The 21,751-nt window shown below is 59.2% G+C and carries 12 protein-coding genes and 3 pseudogenes; 7 read left to right on the forward strand and 8 right to left on the reverse strand.

What is annotated here, in order from left to right:
- Positions 1–1,549: 1,549 nt before the first annotated feature.
- Positions 1,550–2,125, forward strand: a complete 576-nt coding sequence (locus XH84_RS34290; RefSeq protein ID WP_128948663.1) for a hypothetical protein — start codon at positions 1,550–1,552, stop codon at positions 2,123–2,125.
- A 2,899-nt stretch (positions 2,126–5,024) separates the two neighbouring features.
- Here the strand turns inward: XH84_RS34290 and XH84_RS34310 are convergent.
- Complete coding sequence (locus XH84_RS34310) at positions 5,025–5,444, reverse strand: SET domain-containing protein (protein WP_128948665.1); 420 nt, start codon at positions 5,442–5,444, stop codon at positions 5,025–5,027.
- Positions 5,445–5,992: 548 nt separating this feature from the next.
- The gene (locus XH84_RS34315; RefSeq protein ID WP_128948666.1) at positions 5,993–7,246 is read right to left on the reverse strand and encodes a DUF418 domain-containing protein; all 1,254 of its coding nucleotides are present in this window, start codon (positions 7,244–7,246) and stop codon (positions 5,993–5,995) included.
- A gap of 267 nt (positions 7,247–7,513) precedes the next feature.
- Between XH84_RS34315 and XH84_RS41990 the strand changes: the two are divergent.
- Positions 7,514–7,651 (forward strand): annotated as a pseudogene (locus XH84_RS41990) (transposase); the annotation flags it as partial.
- Positions 7,652–8,587: 936 nt separating this feature from the next.
- Here XH84_RS41990 and XH84_RS34325 read toward each other — a convergent pair.
- A complete protein-coding gene (locus tag XH84_RS34325; RefSeq protein WP_128948667.1) occupies positions 8,588–9,919 on the reverse strand; it encodes a hypothetical protein in 1,332 nt (443 codons plus the stop codon).
- Between the two features lie 1,472 nt (positions 9,920–11,391).
- Between XH84_RS34325 and XH84_RS34330 the strand changes: the two genes are divergently transcribed.
- The 4 genes from XH84_RS34330 to rpoN all read left to right on the forward strand — a co-directional run bounded on the left by XH84_RS34330 (position 11,392) and on the right by rpoN (position 17,601).
- On the forward strand, positions 11,392–12,015 hold the full coding sequence (locus XH84_RS34330; protein ID WP_128948668.1) for a J domain-containing protein: 624 nt from the start codon (positions 11,392–11,394) through the stop codon (positions 12,013–12,015).
- 1,112 nt (positions 12,016–13,127) lie between these two features.
- Positions 13,128–13,913 carry a LuxR family transcriptional regulator gene (locus XH84_RS34335; protein WP_245471962.1) on the forward strand — a complete coding sequence of 262 codons (786 nt, stop codon included), beginning with the start codon at positions 13,128–13,130 and terminating at the stop codon, positions 13,911–13,913.
- Positions 13,914–14,361: 448 nt separating this feature from the next.
- The gene (locus XH84_RS41205) at positions 14,362–14,658 is read left to right on the forward strand and encodes a hypothetical protein (RefSeq protein WP_245471963.1); all 297 of its coding nucleotides are present in this window, start codon (positions 14,362–14,364) and stop codon (positions 14,656–14,658) included.
- A 1,440-nt stretch (positions 14,659–16,098) separates the two neighbouring features.
- A complete protein-coding gene (gene rpoN / locus XH84_RS34350) occupies positions 16,099–17,601 on the forward strand; it encodes an RNA polymerase factor sigma-54 (RefSeq protein ID WP_128948669.1) in 1,503 nt (500 codons plus the stop codon).
- A gap of 458 nt (positions 17,602–18,059) precedes the next feature.
- On the opposite strand, the gene XH84_RS34355 is transcribed toward rpoN, so the two are convergent.
- Together XH84_RS34355 and XH84_RS41720 are read right to left on the reverse strand one after the other, a co-directional pair.
- Complete coding sequence (locus tag XH84_RS34355; protein ID WP_245471964.1) at positions 18,060–18,242, reverse strand: hypothetical protein; 183 nt, start codon at positions 18,240–18,242, stop codon at positions 18,060–18,062.
- A 94-nt stretch (positions 18,243–18,336) separates the two neighbouring features.
- A pseudogene (locus XH84_RS41720) lies at positions 18,337–18,600 on the reverse strand (c-type cytochrome); the annotation flags it as partial.
- 11 nt (positions 18,601–18,611) lie between these two features.
- Between XH84_RS41720 and XH84_RS41215 the strand changes: the two are divergent.
- Positions 18,612–18,875, forward strand: a pseudogene (locus XH84_RS41215) (IS3 family transposase); the annotation flags it as partial.
- Positions 18,876–19,826: 951 nt separating this feature from the next.
- Here the strand turns inward: XH84_RS41215 and XH84_RS34365 are convergent.
- The 3 genes from XH84_RS34365 to XH84_RS34375 all read right to left on the reverse strand — a co-directional run bounded on the left by XH84_RS34365 (position 19,827) and on the right by XH84_RS34375 (position 21,745).
- Complete coding sequence (locus XH84_RS34365) at positions 19,827–20,114, reverse strand: hypothetical protein (RefSeq protein ID WP_128948670.1); 288 nt, start codon at positions 20,112–20,114, stop codon at positions 19,827–19,829.
- 252 nt (positions 20,115–20,366) lie between these two features.
- Positions 20,367–21,251 carry a HesA/MoeB/ThiF family protein gene (locus XH84_RS34370; protein ID WP_164937420.1) on the reverse strand — a complete coding sequence of 295 codons (885 nt, stop codon included), beginning with the start codon at positions 21,249–21,251 and terminating at the stop codon, positions 20,367–20,369.
- The gene (locus XH84_RS34375; protein WP_164937421.1) at positions 21,248–21,745 is read right to left on the reverse strand and encodes a Mov34/MPN/PAD-1 family protein; all 498 of its coding nucleotides are present in this window, start codon (positions 21,743–21,745) and stop codon (positions 21,248–21,250) included. Before XH84_RS34375 ends, XH84_RS34370 begins: the two co-directional genes overlap by 4 nt.
- Positions 21,746–21,751: the final 6 nt, after the last annotated feature.

Below are 21,751 nucleotides of genomic sequence, written 5' to 3' on the forward strand. Positions count from 1 at the left end.
TGCCTTCCGCGGCCCATTTAACCCTTGATCTGATCGCTGGCCTTGCCGGCGCGACAAACATGAGAACCTGTTGCAGTTATCGGTCGCCGCAGACATTGCGCTGCTGCGGCGAGTTTGTGACAAAATTGGCTGGCGCCGAACACGATCGACGACAACTCAAGCCATCTCAGCGTCGCCTGGTTGCGTCCGCTCCTTACGGATCCAGTGGGCTACGTCTTCATCGCCCAGACGCTTGCCGACAATCAGCGCGCCTGCGGCGGTCTCGCGCGCGAGCAAGATCACGATTCATCGGTGCTCCACCCTTCCGTCGCGGCTGGCTCGCCAGCGAGCGGGCGAACCGCCCGCTCACGGGCCGCTCGCGTCTGGCGACCATCAAGACCCAGGTCGTCCGTCATAAGGTACGTTCGGCGCCGCCCGCCGTGCATCTTGGCTATTCCTGCGCGAGCGCGTCACCCGGGACGGGCAGAAGGCCCGGCTATTCGGCCCTGACACCGAGGATGCCGACCTCACGTCGTTAGGTGCGCGTCAATGTCAGGGTCGTACGTCTTGGTAACCACTTGGGAAGCTGTTAAGGCAAATCAGTGAGGCTACACGCAGGAGCCGCCGTTCGGGTGCCCGGACCGACAAGCAAAGAGGGTGGCCTACGTTTCTTCGCCAAGAGACGCTTAGAGAGAGCGGACATTTCGGCGGCGACTTCGGCACGCGCGAATTAGACGATTTTCCTTTAAGGACACGAGTGAATTCTCTTGCCAACGCGCTGACACGAGCGCCAACTCTCCTGACGGAGAGCGTCAATAACGGCTGGGACAAAGTTTGCCATTCGCGTTGCCTCACCTAAGGATGTAACGTTCCGCTTGATCGATGTAGCTCCGGCTATCAGCCGAGGGCACATCATGCGTCAGGATCGGAGGCAGGAGGGACGTTGCGGAGTGCCTATTAGACGCCGCGGCAAACGCATTCCCGGGATCACCGGCACCGCCGCACTTTTATCGATGCACGAGATGATCGTCTCGGCTGCTTTGCGTCTGAGCAATTTCGTTCTTCATCTAATCAGGTGAAGAGTTCGCTCGCGCTTGCCGGACTCTTCCGTAAGCGCACTCTCTCGCCGGCGCGGCTATCACGGTCATTCTGCTTAGCGGCTCGAGTGTCGGCTCGAACTGTAAGCCAGAACGACTGGTCGCCGGCAGAGATCGAAATGCACGTGTTCGGTACAAGACTGGGTCTGGCTGCGGTCCGCATCGCTTGGACCTCCGAACCGGCCCTACCGCCAGGTGAACGCGAGGCACGGCGCAGACCTGCGCGCCGACTGCGAGGTCAGGTGCAATGAGACTTGGCTCGGAGATGAGCGCATCAGACGTGGAAGATGCGGCCGCGGGTTTGTCTTTCTTCTTCGATCTTTGTCAGCTTCTCGAAAGCCAGCCTCTTTAACACTCGAACTTGGTCTCTCGATGACGAAGCCGCCCATGTCTGAGTTCGTGACGAACTTCAGCTCAATCCATGGGGGAGATCTTCAAGAGGCCTTTGTTCTCGTAACAGCAAGGAGAGCTTCATGGATCCGAACTCGATCGATAATGCCCGTTCACCAGAATCACCGACGGCGTACGTCTGGACACAGGAAGATCGTGATTTGTTCAGTCAGATCATGAATGAAGCTGGACCATCATCATCTGCCGCACGTGAGGAAGCGGTAGATGTCTCATTCGCCGCTCCCCAGACATTTTCGCACGGCTCGCAAATCGCCCCTGACCCGATGGTCGACAGGCTGTTCCACCGGGGTCTCTTGCCGGACTCGGACCAGCCGACGATGACCTATGAAATCCGAGGTCACCGCTACACGGCCGGTTTGGATGACTCCAACCGTGTTCTTCTTGTTCATAACCCAGCGGACGACCAGGTGGTTGGGGCCGGCCGGGCGGGCGTACCGGACTTCGGAGCCTTCTTCAGGGAAAACCGGCGCTACGGAACGCCGCTACCAGAGCAATGGGCCACAACTGCCCTCATGGACAAGCTACGCGAAGAAGGTTTCATGCCGGCCGCTGATAACCCAACAACAATCCTGCTTAACGAACGGGCCTACAAAGCCGAGCTAGTCGAAGGAGGGTTCGTTAAGCTTACGCGGGTATGAGACGCAACCCGACTGTGAACCGATCGGGCCGGACTGGAGCCCTGCGCTCGATTCGGTTGTCCTTATCTGGATAGAGAATTCACTGCTTAGCGGTGGATTGTTCGCGCCGCCAGTGGGTACGCATCATCGGACCCACTGGTAGCCCACTTGATGCGCCGTCATCCTGGCATTCGTCTGCCTGGTGCTGACCTATCATCTGGCCTGCAATATTTCCCCCCATTGCTTCACCAGAGGATGTTACTTTCGCTTGACCGATGTAGCTCCGGCTGTCCGCCAGTCCGACGTTGTGCCATCGCGCGCAGGATCGGAAGGACTGAGGCGACGTCGCCGAGTGCCCATTGCACCCCGCCGCGCCCCAGTCCCGGGATCACTGGCCGGCGCCGCACCTTAGCCGTGCGCGGATCATCATCTCGGCTGCTTTGCGTCTGAGGATCTTAACAAGCACTGCACGATGGTGCGCTGCGGGCCGAACTGTTCGGGGCGTTGCTCCGCGAGGTGACCCACATTGCCAGCGCGGTCGAACGGGGGCGGGCCGCCAGCCAGCGCGCGATGTCTGAGTTCGCGCAAATTTGGCAGCTAACCGGTGACCGTGGAGGGCTTAATCGGAAGCAGCGGAGGCCCTGCCGGTGAGCCTGATTGTCTTGGCGGACGCGGAGGTATTCTCAAGGAGTGGCAGCAAAGGTCATTAGCCGCAACGACCCTCGCAAGTGGGCCAGTTGCTTTGCGTAGCAGTGAAATCGTGTGAGCGTATTTATCCATGAGAATCCTGTCAAATGGCACTACCAGATCTGGGCGTTTTGCAAGCAGTAGCTCCGCCGTAGGATCAGAGCAAGATCGCGTGCACATAGGCGTGTGCGAGCAGCTTCGAAAAGTGGAAAAGACCGTTATGGCGAACATCAATCTCAGCTTCCGATCTATTGCAGGTGCACGCGTCGGACAGCGAGCCAGCGCCCCCGGAAACGTCATTGAATGGAGAGCGCGGGCCCCGAGACGGCGAGGTTTCCAGATGATACGCGGAATGAAGCCGACGGTGCGGATAGTCGCAGCAATAAGGCGGGCGCTAGCAATGTCCGATCTCGACCGGTGCTGCGCAATCTGGTGGCTTTATCGCCTCCATTTTGGTTTCACCGGCGACGTGATGTTGGGGCTCGCTGCGGTCACAGTTGCCCAGGAGAGGTCTCGGTGCGGAATTTAGAAACACAGGCATCGAGCACCTTCCATACAGGCTCGGCGCCCGAACGTGCCGCAGGTTACGCGTTTGGCTCGCGAGCAAAGAGTGGTCCAATCCTAATCGCCTCAAGTCTCGCCCAGCCAACAGGGCCGCATTCACACGTAGCATCGACGATCTGCGCGGGGGGCACCAATGGCGCCGGTAAATACGATTGGCAGAAACGCCCGAACTTGTGCTCGCACTTCACACCGTCAGCAAGCTGAAATTGATGGGGCCGATGATGCTGCTCATGGAGGGGCCCAGCCGCGTCAGGCGAACGGGCCATAGCGGCGAGCGCCGGAATCGGGAAGTCTAGGATTGCTTGGTAAAGTCTGGCGATTAGGAGCAAGGATGCGCGGCTCGCATTCCATCTGGTGATCTTCTGCGGTTATATGAAAGGAAATGCCCCACCTGAGTTCGCATGGCGATGAAGGCCGGGTCGAGCAGTTCCTCAAGCAATTCTGGCCGAGTGCCTTGCGCTGGATTGATCCTCGCGCAGAACCTCACCGCATCGCTGCATCCCCACGGCTTGAATTCCTCGGTCGGCGATTCGTCCCCTGCAGATGGCCAGCCGCTCAAGCGTCCGCCGCTGCTGCAACAAGCCGTCGGCGCGTATTGCCAGCGCTCTGTGCTCGCCTGTGGCCGCTGCGCGATGAGACAACGGGTGGGCTTCCCGCTCGTTTGGGGGCGCCCTCGAAAGGGGCGCGCGGAATGGCCCTTGGAGCGAATTCCGTCCGGGTCAACAGATCGAGGTGTTATCACTGGAACCGAGCTGTGGTTCGGAGGCGGAGTTGCGCGCCTTGTCGATGCGGGTGGTATGAAATCGAAGCAACTCGGTGTACAGGTGTGATCGCGACACTCCATTGGTTTGCAGACGGACAAACGAGCGTCGACAGTCGCTGCATGGCGGGGCGATCGTCGAAGGCACGCGCTCGTGCGCGAGTTTAGTGGTTTACATCGGGAGGCAGGAACCGGTTCAGCCTGGATGAACTCGTGATTTCAAGTGCAATCTTCTTGTCACTGCGCGAGCTGCCGTGATGGCACCAGCCGGCTCTTGCAAGTTTGGTTCGTGCTAGTTTTTGGGAGCGTGAGTGCGCGAGGAAGCTACGAGTCGTGCCCGGACCGCTTGAGGATCGACTCGCCCGTCGTCTTCCGGCTTCCGTTGCCTTCGCGCGGCGTCCTGGAGCGCGTAGGGATAGTTCATTGGCACGGAGGGCAAGATCGGATGGACCTCGGCGAAGAACTCGATCACTCAGTCGTCGCTGATCTCATAACCTAAAACGGGTCTCGATACGGGAGTACGTAGCGTCCGACTGGATGGGACGGATTCCCTCTCCATGCGCGAAAGTTAAATCGAGGCGCAAAGATCGGGCCGCTAGCGGCCCTCATCAAGAGCGTTTCTGAACAGCACATCTGTGACTCTGACATCAAGCGGCACAATCGGCGTATCCCACGGATAATATCAGGATATGTCGGGGCCATCTCAGCAGTGATTGGGATCGATCGAGGGTCATCAATTCTAAAGTAAGTGCGAGATCGGGCACATCCGCGGAGATCTTGCCTAGGGTAGGCAAGGCAACCGAAAAAAGCTGTTGTCCGTCGATAACCTCAACGAGTTGCGGAAACTCTCCCGGGTAAATTCGCCGACGAAGTCGAAGTGGTCTGAGCGCAAGCTCAATCCACTACCGCCTAGCCCGTTGGAGCCTCAACATTCGCCGTTGGTTCTTTATTCCACGATAAGTCACACTTAGGATCGAAAAACAAGTAATCGCAAGTCAGTTCTTCACCAGGTTGTACGTCACGCGCCGTCAGAATTCGGCAATGATCGTCTTGATATGTGTTTGGCTGACTGCTGTGGTTCATGAAGCGGGCGTTGTCAGCATTATACTCTACAACGCCATCGCTAGCCCTGTAGTCTCTTGGATAGGCATGCTTATCTAGTAGAGCTTGAAATGTTGGAGCTAGAGTTTCGTACTGCTCAGGCGTCACCGCGATGTCAACGATAGGATTATAAATCCAAATCAACGAATCTTTAGGCAAAAGAGTAGCTGAGAAAAGTCCAATGCCGCCAAACTGGTCTGGTTTCAAAATAGTGTCAACGATCAACATTGAAGAAATCTCCCAGGCACTATCACCGCAAGCTAAGTGACCTGAGTCCCGAAATCTCCTGCATAAATTGATAGGTCGTCTAATCGCGCCTCCATCACATTTGGATTTTCTCTGCATTTGTTGCCGGCTGCTGCGGATTGCCCTTCCGTCGTACCGGCATGCTGGCGGTGCTGGAAAGGGCCTGCGAGTAATGGAAGACCGAGCAAAGATCCGCGTCAAGGCGATGAGTTCATGTCGCGCGATCGCGACCTTTGAGCCTATCAGCGCGGCGACACGCGAGGCGTTTTCGCAGATCTGCAAGCCGCCGAGGCAACGCTCGGCAATCATGTTGTCGTGGCGCCTGTCTTTGCGGCTCGTTCGCAATTTTCGAGTGGTCCTCAAACAGTAGGCCGTGTACTCATTAAGCGGCTGGCCGCCTGGTGTCCGCTCCCTTCAATAGCGGTGGAAAAGCGGACGTCTGCCGAGGTCGCTGAAGGGCTAAAACCAGCCGTACTCGCTTCGGCGGCTTCCGCTTGAAGCAGCACGCAGCTAGGGTATCTGGGCCCGCATCAATCTGCTATCGTCGCGCGCATGATGGCTAAATTGACCGTTGCCCGCATCGGCTGCGGTACCCCATACATGCACGAGCGCCAGAGCCACTCGACAGGACCGAACCGATAGCGGCGGAGCCACCACGCGCTGAACACCACCTGCGCGACATACACGAAAATGCCGATCGTCAGTGTCGCGGCCACGCCGAGCCGGCCAAATTGGCCTAGACCATAGCCGTAGAAGATCCAGCCGCAGATCACAGATTGCGCCAGATAGTTGGTGAGCGCCATGCGGCCAAGCGGTGCGGCCCAGCCCAGCATCCTCCGCCCGCCCGCGAGGTTCACAGCCGCGATGACTGCGGCCGCATAACCGAGAGCCAACACGACCGCCCCCAGCTGTTCTACCGGAAAATGCGCGCGCCCGAGCGACGGCCAATCGAAGAGCCCTTGTCCTGCTGCCGCGAGACTCAATCCGCCGCCGAGAGGAATGCCAAAGGTTGCGACGACGAACAGCAGGCGCCGGTTCGCCGAAGCCCGACGCAAAACCCCGCTGCGCCACGCGAGGGCGCCAACGAGGAACAGCGCGACAGTGCGCGGAAAGACCATGACGTGCGCCGAAAAAATCGCCGGCACCTCGCGGATCCGGAACGCGAGCACATCGAAAAATCCGCCTGTGCCGTAGGCCCGCATCGCGTCCGCGGCAAGACCGGCCATCCCGGCTGCTTCCGGCAGCGGCACAATCGGCGGTAGCACCGGCGTGGTCACGTAGAGCCCCAGGAGCAGCAGGGCTGCACCCGCCATGAGCCACCGCGCGCCGCCGAGGAAGGGCAGCACCACGAAGCCCGCCAGCGCATATTCGACGAGAATGTCGCCGTTCCAGATCAAACAGAGATGCACCAGGCCAATCGCCAGCAACACCACTAGCCTGCGCACGAGCAAGATCATGCGCCGTGCATCGCCGGCAAGCCGTTCGAATTGGATGACGAGGCCGACGCCGAACAGCAGCGAGAACAGCGCAAGCGCCTTCCAGTCGACGGCGACCGTCAGCACAGCCGCTACCACCCGGTCGAGCGGCCCCGCCGGCTCCGCGTTCGGCAAGAACGGCGCGTAGAAGGAGACCCGAAATATGGTCACGATGTTCATGGCGAGCACGCCGAACAGGGCCAAGCCCCGCAGCACGTCAATCGCGTCGAACCGCTCCGACCGGCTCATAGGCTTTGGAGGCGAGTTACTCGCCGGCGCGGTGCCCGAGCCGATGCTTCCGCCGGTCATTGCAGGACTCCCCCATTTTCGATGCAGAGATTTAGAATGCCGCCTCGTGCCGCATCAAACTACCTAAATTGGGGGCCGACTCGAACGATGACAATTTGATTCGCTACCAGTGCGCGAGGAAATAAACATGAACTTGGATTGGCGAAATTTCTCCAATGGCTCAAGTTGATCTCCCGGTATTGCCGCGAGTGTTATTTCGGTATCGTTCCATAAACAGACGAGACGATGAAACGCGAAATTCTCTGCTAGTACGGAGCGATATCCTATCTCTATCGAGCCCGGAATCTGGTCGAGCGCTTCTTCAGCAAGCTCAAGCATTGTCGGCGCGTGGCAACGCGCTACGACAAACTCGCCGCCGACTACCTCGCGCTCGTCCTACTTGCATCAATCAGGCTGTGGCTGCGCGTTAATGAGTCACGTCCTAATCTGGCCGATTTGATCAGCCGGATAGAGGTCGCTGCGGCTTGCTCAGCTTCATTCTGCGCTCAAGCTCCTTGAGGCGCTAGGTCACCTCAGGTGGTCTTTTTCGATGGGCAGATCAGTGCCGAAGGCACCCGGCGCTGAACCGAATCCATGTCCCGAACGACGCAGCTCTCATCAAAGCGTCCGAGTCCGGAGTAGCGACAGATACTGCACGATCTATTCACTGCTCTTACAGGTTGCAGCACCTAGCTCCGCCAAAACTTGCTCACCGGCTTTCCGCGGGGACGTTGAGGCAGAGTATACCAGTGCAGGGGCGCTGGCGGCAGAGTCGGGGTCGCACCGTGTAAGCTGCGGAACTCGTCGGTTGGGCTAAGCGAAGATCGCACGGTATCCCGACCAGTGCTGACCCTAACATACGGTACTGATTTTGAGGCGGAATTCACGAGGTGCTGGGCAGCGCCTCGTTGGCCACGGGAGCTTTCTGCGGAAGGCCACGACGAGGATGTGCGTCTGAGGCTAATGGACGACCACATTCATCTGTAGCCAGCTAAGCTCAGCTGGCGCGTGTTCAATGGGGGCGCGCGAAGCAGCCTCTTTGCTCGGAGGATGCTTATCCTGTCTCGGGGCAGCGGCCCCAATCAATGGCAATGCTGCAAAGCGCAACGGCAATAACGCCGTAGGTTTCCTTCGCAGCTTTGGCCGCCGGCTCTTCGGAAGTGAAAGGGCGATGGCTGTGCGGCTCAACGCGGAGCCGCACAGCCATGATGCGCGCAAGTCAATCGGGCCGGGTAGCGCTCAGCCGCACCGCCCGGAACCGCGCCAAGCTCGCAAGAGTTGCTGGAGCAAGCTATGGTCCAATAGCAAGTCCAACACGGAGCTATGCGGACGGGCTCGTAGCGTGGGATTGTCCCTCAGCATCTACCTTCTCGGCTGATGAATGAGCCGAACGTCATTGGGGCCCCCCGGCCCCAAGAGGGCGGTGTAACGCTCGCCGCGAATGTCGTACTCTTTTACCGGCTGCGCCTCGTTCGGCAAGAGGCCCCAGCGGCCGAGCTTCGAGCGCATCGTGTCCGAGGCGGGTTGGGTGCCGTGCGAAAAATTCTCGGGAACGGCGAATGATGCGGCATAAATCTCGCGGGGCGCGGGGGACGTCCTTTCAGCCCTGGAGGACGCCGGAGCGGCTTGGTCCATCGACCGTCCAAGCAACGCTGGTGAGGCTCGATTCGCTGGCTGCGTGCTGGGCTGCGGCACGTTTTCCCGTCGAGATCCGAGAGGAATGGCAGCGCCTGGCGGATTGAGTGGGGTGCTTCGCCTGATCGCCGCAGCGGGCACGAACAGCGCCGTGTAGCGGTCATTGTGAACGATAAAACTGTTGGGTCGGCTGTCCTGGCTCGGCGGGGCGTTGTTAAGGTCAAGCGCAGCGGACGCGTGCTGGTCGCCCTGCCGGAAATTGAAGGGACGAACGACGGATTCTAAATCCGGCGCTTGGTGATGACCCTCGGTTGGTTCGAGAGACGACGATGGGCCGGCGTTTCCCACCATCGCCCACAGCAGATCCTGATCGAAGTCTTCCGCAGGAAGGACGGCCGGACCGCGGGCCTGAAACGGTGCGCCGACTTCTTCCATCAGCTCGCGAACGACTGAACTGCCGGGCTCGCTCACCTGGCCCCCGATGGCATCCCCTTCCGTATGGCTTAATATTCTTTGCCTCTTCGCAGGCCTCAACTCCCCGGTATAATCGTCACCCATCAGGACCTCCCGACTTGAAACGGGAGCGCTCCAGGTCAGCTCGTACGGAGCCGGCTGGTAGCCGCCGCTCCAGTTGAACTGACGGACGGCTTCTCCGGGGTGTCCGAAGTGATCGCGCACGCTTGGGTCGAAAGACGATGCTAGGATGGCTTCGCCCATCAAGGGATCCTGATCATGACCTTCCGCAGGTAGCGGCCAAGTCGAAGCTTCCCCCGGCGCGCTGTGCTGGGCAGCGGTGTCCCCGAGGTGTCTCGTTACTGCGTCTTCAGGATAAGGACCGCCGGCCCCCTGGTGCCCAAGTACCAAGGCCTCGATAGGTCTACGATCTTCCTCGGACAGATGAGGATAGTAGCGATCTGGAGAAGCAGGAATCTCTGCAGCAGGGGGATCAAGGTGCGGCACTTCATCCAAGTACGGCTCAAACTGGGCTTGCTGCTGTTGCGGTTGTGACAGCGCGGCGTTGTCTCGGTCGAATGGGTTGATGCTGTTAAATCGGTCCATGTCCACTCCGCGGGGTTTGAGTCAACTCGGCAATGCCGAGCCGATAGTGTCGCTCTCTCTCGCTCTGTCAGGGTCAGCTGTCGACAAGCTGACGCGCTTAGAGAAAATTTAGCGATTGCGATCTCAGATTAGTCATTTCGCCGCTCTTAACCCTCGACCGGTGACGGAGCCGAGGAGGCGGCATGGCTTTGTGTGTTCGGGAAGAGCTCAATGGCGTTGGCACTCTGACGCCGCGACGATCTCGGCAACTGATTTGGCCTCTTCAGTCAACCCAACATTCCCGACGCCACCTGGATCAGCTTGCACCATCAATCTTAGGATTTGTGGCGACAACGGATCCATGGCTCGCGCGCTCGTGTGTCGCACCGCGGCGGATGCTCTCGATCGGCTTGTAGGTCTCAACTGGCTCTGGTGCTTCGGCAGCAAGGTCATAGAAAGCCCATAGGTCCTAGATTGGCGATCCTTGTCCGGTAACCAAGGTCACGCGCATATTGGTGCCATTCTCGACCAAGGTACCGAATGCATGCTCCGCGACCGCGCGGCTGGGCGCCATTGAGATCCTGCATAACCTTCTTCTTGCCGCTCCGAACGAGCTCGGAATCTCTTTGAGCACCCTGACTGTCTTGTGTGCTGCCGGCACTCGTATTCGCCGTGATTGGTCGTTCAGGCCCGAAATCACCGAAGGGGAAAGGTTCGGCGCATCCTTTCCACCAGGGCCGGCAGCGCCTTCTGGGATCGCCTCTCGACATACTGCGCGGCGACGGGGCGGGCAGGAGGGGATCGAGGCTCCTGGTCCGCCGCGCTCGGACTGGCAAATCATTTAGGGGTGACGGGGATCCAACCGGCGAGCCGCTCGCACATCGGTCCTCGCCTTGGGCTGGCAGCCTTGATCGCGCCGACAGTGGCGATGTTGCGCGTCGGGCCATAGCCGTGCCGCACGGCCGGCGCGACCATCCGCGGCGGCTTCAGCTCGCCGGCGTCTGCCGAACGCGGCAGTTCCGTCTCGACAGTCCGGCGAACAGATCACGCACTCTGTTGCGGAGAATCTGTACCCTTGCATGATCAACCGCAGACGGTTGAGAAGGGCATAATGTTGATCCTCTCCTTCGGGCCGTATCGCCTCCTTGGAGAAGTTCTCGCAGGTTCGCCGTCCGCCTTGCCACGCTGCCTCTCTGAGCGCGTCATGACCGAGAGTGCTGCATAGCTCCCGCTTTCTTCGTATTCACCCGGTCCCCGTTCAAGCCCTCTATGTGCAGAGTCCGACAGCAAATTGCGATCGAGTCGATCTGAGATCGCAAATTGGTGATTGTCTGGACCAAGCTCGCGAGCCCTGGCATGTCGATTGCTACGAAGCGCCTGCTACATCACGCCAGTGGACCAGACGCGAAGGCCGAGCCAGATCTGCCGTCCAAACCAATTCGCTAGCTTAGAAGCGGCGCTGTTAACTGCCGCTCCGCCAACGGGGCCAAGTCATGCCGATCGACACATCCAAATTCTTCGCCTCCATTCGCATCAACAAGAAGGACGCGCAGGAGCGGCAGACCGCGGCGCTATGCGAATGGCCTGATTGCCAGAACAAGGCGACCCATCCCGCGCCAAAGGGTCGCGGCAATGCGCGCGAATATTGGCACTTCTGCATCGACCATGTGCGCAAATACAATCAGTCCTACAATTTCTTCTCGGGCATGGACGCGGAAGCGGTCGCGCGCTACCAGAAGGACGAGCTGATCGGCCATCGTCCAACCTGGAAGATGGGCGAGAGCATCAGCGCTCGCAAAATGACCGGCAGCCCGGCCGATTCCGAGGGCGCCTGCGATGCTTTTTGCATGCTCGCCGAACTGAGCGGACGCGCCAGTCCCCGCCCTCGCGCGGAGGCCAAGCCTGAGGAGCGCAAGATTTTCAATGCCAAGCGGAAAGCGTTGCAGGTGATGGGCCTGAATGTCGACGCGACGCTCGAAGATATCAAGGCAAAGTACAAGGCGATGGTCAAACAGCACCATCCCGATGCCAATGGCGGCGACCGCTCTAAGGAGGACCGCCTGGTCGAGATCATCAAGGCCTACCATTACCTGAAGACCGTGGTGCGCGAGAGCTAGCCCGGACACGATTTGAGCGGCTTCACCCCACCCGCCGCTACGTAGGACCTTGATCGTGTGAAGCTGCATCCGAGCTGGCGCGTAATCCGCTTCAGACCCCCACCCCGACGCCCGCAGGCAACATCTCCGCCAAGTCACGTCTTTATCAACCGCCCTCCCGGATCAAACCACGACGAACCTTCCGTGATTCTTGCCTCTTTCGCTCCCTTCTCGGCTTTCCAAGGAGGGGGCAAGTCCTCATGACGCAAATGGGACATTCGCGATGGCGCGCCATAGCGAAACTCCGAAAGCGCCGGTCCTCTCAAAGACCCCGCTAGACTAAACTGCTGCTCCGCTTCTCGATTCAAGGATGGGAAGGCTCGTAATGGATTTGGCTCGCGCCTTAGGACCGCACTCACAGGCAGCGCCCATCCGCGTTCCGCGTCAGCGCAGGTGAGGCATCCAGCCTTGCTCTTGATCCATATCAATTCGATGTCGCGCTTGAGACGTTGTCGCATGTTTGACGTATGCCACATCCGTTCAAACACCTCAGACGACGCCGTGTTTCTCTGAGTGCCTCTCTTAGCGGGCCATTTTGTCGATCGGAAAGTGGTGCGAGAATTGCTGTGCCCATCCTGATGGTTCTTGGAAAGGCCTGAGGATCGCATACATGCTGTCGTCCTCATCAAGCAGCTATGTGTCAATGTCCGCGAGTGGCAGCCCGGCATGCGCAAGCGCTGCACCGGTCTCTGACCTGAGTTGTGCCGAGCTGCGCGAAGAGTTCTGTGCCGAGCTCACTTCCTTAGGTTGGCGCTGGGGATGCTGGTATGTTCTTGTGACAAGTACTGACCTTGTCCGCCGCAAAAGTTGCGTCATTTGCCAGCCACTCTTTCGAGAGTCTGGATACGCTCGCGTCAATTTGGCACCTCGGATAGCAACCCGGCGGGTCAGCAACGAAAAGATCAGCATCGACTTGGCTCAATCTTCGGGCGCACGTCGGTTTGCTCCAGCTATCTGCCCGGTGCGAGCTGGGACCTGGCCAAACATTTCGGGCCCGGCGCTTTCCTTCGCGCGTGAGCGTTCACCTGAAACAAGCGGACCCCAACATCTGTGTAAGCAAAATGGAAATAGAAATGGATGACCAATCGCACGGCAAAATGCCAATCTCTTCAAGGGGACGGGAAAGCCGCGGTCCCGACCTATTCAGCTTCGTCGAATGCGCCATACAGACACAATCAATCAAAGCCCTGTTCGATCTTCTAGTGAATTGCTCGAGCAATGAAGGCTTCGATAAAGTCGCGTACGGAGCACTCACCCGCTCGAATGAGCGTCGTCTGCCGGAGTATCTGCCGCCCCCGCCAACTATAAACTTCCCGTCAGATTGGTGCCAACGCTATGCTGAGCAAGAGTATCGAGCGATCGACCCCGTGGTCCGGCGGACAGCAATGCTACCAAGGCCCTTTCTCTGGGATGAGCTAACCAGTCTATATGAACTGCAGCCCCGTGAGCTGCGCGTCTTGCACGAGGCCAGAGAAGCAGGTCTTAAGCATGGCATAAGCGTGCCATTGTTTGGATCGCAAGGCCGATTGGCTTTCGTTTCGTTTGCATCTCCCTTCGATGATGCCGATCCACGGGCGCGCATCGATCATCTCACGACATTGGCGTCGGCGTTTCACAACGCTGTCGCGCAGATTACACCGCCGCTTGATGAAGGTTCCAAGACAGACATTCCGCTAACAGAGCGAGAAACAGAGTGCCTATACTGGGTCGCAGAGGGGAAGTCAGCTTGGGTAATCGGGAAAGTTGTTGAGGTCAGCCCGAATACCGTCAATTTTCACATGAAGAACGTCATCAGGAAGCTAGGGGCGGCGAACCGGACAAATGCTGTAGCTATAGCAACCCGACGCCGCCTCATTTAATTCCGTGCGCGTATAAAAAAGCGATCAAACGCCCCGTTCCCGGGCGGGCTCTTCTGTTCTCATGCATTTGCCGCGGAGCGGGACATCCGATCTCAACTGGGTTCAACGATGCACCGCAACGGAAAACGGCTCAAATCAGATAACTGGGTGGGCAAGCGCATCAGGCGCGCGTATGCGATGTCCCTCAGCAGTGCCTGGTGTGGACCTTGGGGCGTCGTCGTTGCATGCAAGTCTCGTCGCCAGAAGCAGTCCGCCTCTCAGAGGTTGGATTTCCTCGTACGGACGATGTACGCCTCCGGCGCTAAATCGCATGCTTTGTCATATCAAGCACGCGATCCTGGCAAGATTGATGTGAAATTCGCTGCGTTTCAGATCGAGGATGTTTATTTGATGAATCGCGATGTAATAGGTTCTTGTTGCTAACAGACTGCTCAACGCGATGGACGGGTTGAAGGAAGACGCTGAGATCACCTTCATTCTCCTCACCAATCGTCCTGAGGCTCTCGAGGCCGCGCTGGTCGGCCGTCCGGCCCTATCAAGCAGGATCGCGGTGCCGCTGTCCGACGCGACCGGCCGCGGCAAGCTGGTCCGCACCTATGGCAGGGGCTTGCCGCTGGACGAAACCATGGTGGCTAAAGCTGTGACTTCACGCCGGGGGCAGCGCCGCCTTTATCGAGGAGTTGATGCTTCGCGTTGTGCAATCGAGGCTTGCCAGCTGCTGCAATTGTGGCGCGATTTCCCTTAACGTGGAACGACCTGCTCGTGCAGCGAGATCAATCGCCTAGCGATAGGCGTTGTGGTAAGGGATCTCCAGCTATCGACCTTGCGCATGTTGATCTGGCCGAGGAGAGCAGGCTAGGACAACATTGCAGCGGCGGTCGCTGATGGAAATGGTGTTGATCTTGATCCGCCGCTTGAAGCTCGTGCGGGCGCTCAATGGTGTTGGTAATGCCCAGTGCCAAACTTCCGCTGCAGTGTTCTACAGCGTGGTATATGGTCGTACATCGGCACAGAGGCAGCAGAAGCACTAATTGCGGGTCTGGCGATGCAGGCAATGAGCCGAGAGTTCGAGTCGGGAGCTGGCCGCCTCTGCGACTCGCTGCGTTGTACCAAGAGTGCGAACTCGCGCTTGTCGTCTCGCCGCAGCTGAGATGCCAATGAGATGAGTGATTGGCATCGGCATCCACACAAGCTTCGGGGAGGTATTGTTTTGAGGTGGCGGCAGGCTCCGCCGGCAGCACAGATATGACCGCGGAGTGCGCTAAAGCGCTCGCAAGCCCCTGCTTGCCAGCATGGGGTGGTGCTTGGGGTGACAGGTAACAGCATGGCGGTCTCGCGCGTGCGGACGTCTTTCGCGGTGCGTGTCATTGTCGGCAGTCCGCTGCAAGCGAAGCGACTCGCGCAGGCTCTCGACAAAACCGACAAGATTGTCCGATCATGCCGCCATTTTGGGAAGAAAGTAACCTTCCCAGATTCGGATGCGTGGGCGGCCCAGAAGCGTCATCGCGAATACGTTAGAATGTCGGCAGGATGAGTCGAAGAGCAGGCACAATAGTGCCAGCTGTTCGACCTTGTGCCGATTTGCGTCAGAAACCCGGACAAGCAACATAGGCAGACGCTGGCGGTTAACAAGCGGCTGGCTTTATGCAGCCGCGACGACAACCTCGCAATCTCTTTTGGCGCAACGCCCATCTTGCGGCCGGATCAACCCGCTACTCAACCATTTTGACAACCTTGGTGCCAATTCATTTGGGCAACGTCCTTCCACGATCGACTTCAAAGTTCGGGCCAATTGCAAGCGCGCAGCAAAGCTCGACATTGATCGATTGTCTGAGCGGCGGTCAGGCACTGACCCGTCCTGCGGGATGGTGTAGGATCGCGGCTACTCGCAGAAGTCACCGAAACTGCCGTGGATCGGCGAAGTCCTTCATGGGATTCTCGCCACGGTGAAGCTGGCCTGTTGGCTCATGTCCTCGGGTCACAGTGCCACATCCTAATCTCCAGTTCTCAGTCTCGCACAATGGGACTTGACGAGGAATTCCGACAAGTTAGTCGCCGTCCAGTTGTCCGCTGCTTCATCAGAATTCTCACCTTGGATCTGCATTTTGCGCGACATCAAAGCGCATGGATCAGCTTCCGACTAATGAGCAAAACGCGCACCAACTTCAGTAGCGGTTCTTGCTTCATGGCGCTTACGCAGAGACTAGAGTTCCGGCAATCGCAGTCGTTGGTCATGTCGCCGCAGCTGATGCAGGCGATCAAGCTGCTGCAATTGTCCAATCTCGACCTTATGGCCTTCGTGGAGGAGGAGCTCGAGCGCAATCCGCTGCTCGAGCGAGAAAGTGACGCTGCAGCTGCCGACGAAGCGCCGACCGAGGTCCATCAGGTCAGCGGCGAACAGCTGGCCGACGGCCAAGCGTGCAACGCCCAGGACGCGGCGCCGACCACCTATACCGAATGGGGCGGCGGCGCCTCGGGTGACGAAGACTACAATCTCGAAGCTTTTGTCGCGGCCGAGACAACGTTGTCGGACCATCTCGCCGAGCAGCTCTCGGTTGCCTTCCCCGCGCCCGCGCAGCGCATGATCGGCCAGTACCTGATCGACCTCGTCGACGAGGCCGGCTATCTGCCGCCCGATCTCGGCCAGGCCGCCGAACGTCTTGGCGCGTCGCAGCAGGAGGTCGAGGACGTCCTTGCCGTCCTGCAGAAATTCGACCCGCCCGGCGTCTGCGCGCGTAACTTGAGCGAATGCCTGGCGATCCAGCTCCGCGAGCTCGACCGCTACGATCCGGCGATGCAGGCCCTGGTCGAGCATCTCGACCTGCTCGCCAAGCGCGACATCGCCGCCCTGCGCAAGCTCTGCGGTGTCGACGACGAGGACATCGCCGACATGATCGGCGAGATCCGCCGCCTCAATCCCAAGCCCGGCATGAAGTTCGGCTCGGCCCGGCTCCAGACCATGGTGCCCGACGTCTATGTCCGTCCGGGTCCGGACGGCGGCTGGCATGTCGAGCTCAACAGCGACACCTTGCCGCGTGTGCTGGTCAACCAGACCTATTATTCCGAGCTGTCGAAGAAGATCGGCAAGGACGGCGACAAGTCCTACTTCACCGATGCGCTGCAGAACGCCACCTGGCTGGTGCGCGCGCTCGACCAGCGCGCCCGCACCATCCTGAAAGTTGCAACCGAGATCGTGCGCCAGCAGGACGGCTTCTTCACCCACGGCGTCGCGCATTTGCGGCCGCTGAACCTGAAGGCCGTCGCCGACGCCATCCAGATGCATGAATCCACGGTGTCGCGCGTCACCGCCAACAAGTACATGGCGACAAATCGCGGCACATTCGAATTGAAATATTTCTTCACGGCCTCGATCGCCTCGGCCGACGGCGGCGAGGCGCATTCGGCCGAAGCCGTGCGCCACCACATCAAACAGCTGATCGATTCGGAAGAACCCTCCGCGATCCTGTCGGATGATACCATCGTAGAACGCTTGCGCGCCTTAGGCATTGATATTGCCCGCCGCACGGTCGCGAAGTACCGCGAAGCCATGCGCATTCCCTCCTCGGTGCAACGCCGCCGCGACACCGAGTGGTCAACGATCAACAGTCGAGCATCGGGCGAAACTGGCCTCCATGAAGAAACTCCCAGCCCTCGATCTGGAATCCTCCGACGCCTTGTATTTACCTGAAAGCGGGCCTTTGGAGCGAGATTTGGTGATTGGTGATTGAACGAATCCGCTGGTGCGAAATTTGAGCATGTTCATGCGTTCTAGATTCACCTGGTGGTGAGGAGGATCTCTTGGCCGGCCCTCAACCAGATCGTCTGTGCGTTGCGCGTTTTCTACGGCATGACGGTCGGCCACAGCGAGTCGAGGCACAACTGTAAGCCGCGGCCAGCATCACCAGGGGGAGGTCCGGCGGGATCGCCAGCTTTGCGCCAAAGGCGTCTGCTCAGGACCGGCGGGCTCATGGGGGCTTCAACACAATCGAGGAGGCCTCGGCAGGCGCGATACCATGACCCTCGGCTGAGCATGGACGGATCTGACGAATGGCACGTCTTCTGACGAGGCGCGTCCGAACTCGGCGGAAGGTCCAACGTAGCGACGCGGACACACACACACAGGCCGGCCTCTAACGCGATAATCGCTCATAAGGTCTTGAGATATTCGACAAGCGCTCGCCGATCGGCGTCGGTCAATTCTGGTCCGATGACGCCAGGCGGCAGTTTCCTCAAGTCGGTTTCCTTGCCCTCGAACGAATGCCCGCGATTGCTGTTCCCAAGCAGCGACACATCGAAGTTCGTCAGGCCGGCCGCACAGCTGTCGGTCACCTGTGCTTTCGCGACAAGCCCAACATTGACTGGATCGAACGCACGGCTGCCGACGCAACGACGTCGGCCGTTGAGCCTGCGGCACCAATATGTGTCTCGGGGTCGGAACGGACCCGTTGTGCAGATAAGGAGCTGTTGCCCCCGCAAGCTCGGACACGGCGATTAGGTTGGCGAGGTCGGCCGCCGACTTCGGCGGAGGAAAGAGAACGGACATATCATTGGGCGCAAGCGGCCTCGACGCCGCTTGCGCCGGAGCCGTTCCTACCTCCAAAGCTGCGGCGAACATCACGACCGCCGCTAACAAGCTCGCAAGCCGTCGCGGAAACAGAGATCCGTTGATTTGACTTCTCGCGATCATTGAAAATCCCCCTCAAGAAGCTGGTGGCGGACCTGTCGCTCGAAGGAGATGCTGCAGGACGTGATCCGCCGAAAGCTATGAAGCGTGGCCGGAAGCGCAAGCTGGTCTACAAAATGTGCCGTGAGTGGCAGGCGTCGATCCGTCGGGCCTGTGACGCTATCGGGTTCGACTGGTCAACGTACCATTACAGGTCGCGTCGCTCCGGCCAGGCTGCTCTTGAAGATCGGATCGAGGAGATCTGCCATGTTCGCGTTCGCTACGGCTTCGCTCATATCAGGGGCATGTCGTCGCCAAAATCTTCTGCCACTCAATACCAGTCATTATTGAGTCGTTCTTTGATTCGTACTCACATGCCTTCACCGCACGAGCATGGGCGCTTTCAGTCCGTGATTTCCACGCGTCGCCAAGCCAGATTGGTTCATATGTGCCGGGCACGAACACGTATGTGTTGACCTTGCTGACGAGAAACTTCAAAAAGTCGCTCACCTTGCCTTAGAGGTCGTCTCGGCAGTGCACCGCCCCCCACGATGCCGTTGGCGTCCTTCACGGACGAATGATGCGGTCGGTCCGGCCATTCAGGCACAACAAGCTTATTTCCGAGGAGGCAAGGAAGAGGGCGATGGGCGTAGCGCGCATCCCACGGTCGCCGGACGGCTTGCGTCACTACAGCTTCGGCACGGGCTGCCCAAGAAACGATGGGCGACAACTGGCGAGACAAAAATACTGACGACTACTTCCCCGGCCACATCAAGGGTACGCACTTCAACGACGGCTCGTGGGAAAAGCTGAGAAAGGAGCTCGATAAGCAATCAGGCGTGACTGGATGGCAAGTGCGGGATCTTCGGCGCACGTTCCGATCTACACTCCCCCGCCCGGGGATCTCGCGTGAGATCGCCGAGATCATGCTCAACCACGTAACGGGTGGAGGAAAAACCGATCTCGATGAAATATACGACAGGTATGACTATCTACCCGAGAAGCGGGCAGCACTGCAGAAGCTCGAAGCTCACCTGAAAAGGTGGTGGCTAGCCGTCTCTGCTGGCCCATGTTCGCCGGCGGCATGTCGCTCGGCGTCTGGACCGAGGGCCTGCTCATGATCAGAGCAACAATGCGTTCCTTGCGCTCGCGCGCAGCCAAGTCAAGCGTGTCAGCGAAGTAGATGTCCTGCTATGAGATAATTGCGGTCGGAATTTACGATGATGAGCCAAGTAAATGAAGGGAGTAAATTACGCACGAGTTGGACCGATCAGCTCGTCTGTTAGTGGTAAGACTTCGTCAGAATGTATGTTTCTTATCTCTATGTTTCGGCGAATGAACGAGAACTCAGGGTCGTAGGCAAGGAAGGCCGGCAAGGGAAGCGATTTCGGAAAGCCTTCTTGGAAGGCGATGTCCATCAGCGCACTGAGGCTGCATCGAGCCAGCCAGCCAATCTCGGGAATCTGAAATTTCAAACCGCCGCAGTGATGTATGACGCCATCATCGTTTTCGATAACACCATCAGGAGTGCCGGCCAAAAATGATCGGCGCCGAGCCTTACGCCGTTACGCTCGGCCACGAGCCCAACGTAGTCACGCAGCACGTTTTCCTTGAAGAGCAGAGCACTTCATGCTGCTCGTGCGCTTCGCTCCGGATCCTATGACGAGATACAGGGCCGGCAGGCAACCTACTAACTGGTCAGAGTTGGCACCAGAGCTCTCTCCTTTCGAACAGCAAGGAGAAATCTCCCGAATCGGAGCGGGCGGCTACTACTCTCCGGGTTCACTGATTCAGCGCGTTCCCCTCCGCCGCCTTTCACGAAGATGTGGCATCCGCAGGAAGCGCTCGGCATCGGCGTCTCGCGGCTTACCGCGAATTCCCTTGCAGTAATAGCAATCCGGTTTCGGCTTGGCCGTGGTGAGTTTTGGTACGTGGCCGTAATAGTTGATCAGGCGCTGCGGCTCTCTCATGCCGGTGACAGCAATCATGAACTCGGTTGCGGCGAGCGCCGCGACGACGCCGTTGATGGGGGACACGGAAGGCCCTGTCTCGCGCAGCAGCTCCACCGGCACGCCGTAGATCGCGGCGCGGCCCGCCTTTTCGGCGTCCGTGCTAAGGTATAGTTCGACATCATGCGGATCGAGAGCATCTAGGCAGTGCAGGCAGCCGCCGCCCTGCCATGCGACGCAGATGCGTCCGCCGTAGACGCCTTCCTCCGGTACGTCCGAGGCGAGATCGATGTAGGACTTCGCGTAGGCGGCGCACAACTCGTTCAGAATCGCGCGCGGGCCGTCCTCATCGAAGCAGCCAAATATCCAATTGGCCTGCCTCACCGTAGCGAACACTTCTTCGCTGATCAGGCTTGCCCTTATCGGCGTGACGAGAATGGTGGGATCGATCTCGCGCACAAGACGCGCGGCCAGTTCGACTTTTGGACTGCCAGGCACCGGGTCATCATTTCTTGCGCCGACGAAGCGGTTGCGATTTGTCTCGTCCAGCTCCTCGTCGTCGACCAGCGTGATGCCGCCGACGCCGAGCAGGGCGAGGTGCTGGACGAGCGGGCTGCCGAGGCCGCCGACGCCAATAACCGCGACGTTCGTGGCTCGCAGCTTGCGCTGGCCTTCCTCGCCGAAGAGGCGGATGTTGCGGTCGAAGCGGGCAGGAAGATCGCTCATCCCCAGCCTCCCAGGGAAAAGTTGGTCGGCTTGAGCACGCGACTGCCCTCGACAATCCCGTCCAGCGGACGCGGGATCTTCGGGTTGTCGAGCCAGAGCAGGGCGTCGAATCCGGACTTCGCGACGACGATGGCGAGATAGGGGCGCTTCTTGAGGCGCCACCACATGTGCGGCACGGTCTCCTGCAGCCCAAGGCGATCGGCGTAAGAGAAGCCCGCGGGCCATGGGCCGGGATGCGAGTGCAATTCCACGAGCGACGTGTCGATATCGTGCGCGCGCTTGATCAACGCGGCGCGCGTTTCATCGGCTAGTTCCAGATAGTCGTCCTGCTGCACGATGAAGTCGCCAGGACTGAGCTTCTTCGTTTCCGCGACCTCGAAAGTGACCTGATGATCGCTGCGCACGGCGCGGGCAAACAGGAACGCCGCTTGCTCTTCTTCGGAGTGAGGCGGCAGCAGGTGCGCCATCAAATCATTGAGCGCGCCGTTCTCCAACTTTAA

The organism is Bradyrhizobium nanningense, from assembly GCF_004114535.1.
In the GTDB taxonomy this organism is placed as follows: domain Bacteria; phylum Pseudomonadota; class Alphaproteobacteria; order Rhizobiales; family Xanthobacteraceae; genus Bradyrhizobium; species Bradyrhizobium nanningense.

Excerpts from the sequence above, each read along its gene's own strand:
- XH84_RS34290 (WP_128948663.1), top strand. The coding sequence starts at position 1,550 with ATGGATCCGAACTCGATCGATAATGCCCGTTCACCAGAATCACCGACG.
- XH84_RS34310 (WP_128948665.1), bottom strand. The coding sequence starts at position 5,444 with ATGTTGATCGTTGACACTATTTTGAAACCAGACCAGTTTGGCGGCATT.
- XH84_RS34315 (WP_128948666.1), bottom strand. The coding sequence starts at position 7,246 with ATGACCGGCGGAAGCATCGGCTCGGGCACCGCGCCGGCGAGTAACTCG.
- XH84_RS34325 (WP_128948667.1), bottom strand. The coding sequence starts at position 9,919 with ATGGACCGATTTAACAGCATCAACCCATTCGACCGAGACAACGCCGCG.
- XH84_RS34330 (WP_128948668.1), top strand. The coding sequence starts at position 11,392 with ATGCCGATCGACACATCCAAATTCTTCGCCTCCATTCGCATCAACAAG.
- XH84_RS34335 (WP_245471962.1), top strand. The coding sequence starts at position 13,128 with ATGGATGACCAATCGCACGGCAAAATGCCAATCTCTTCAAGGGGACGG.
- rpoN (WP_128948669.1), top strand. The coding sequence starts at position 16,099 with ATGGCGCTTACGCAGAGACTAGAGTTCCGGCAATCGCAGTCGTTGGTC.
- XH84_RS34370 (WP_164937420.1), bottom strand. The coding sequence starts at position 21,251 with ATGAGCGATCTTCCTGCCCGCTTCGACCGCAACATCCGCCTCTTCGGC.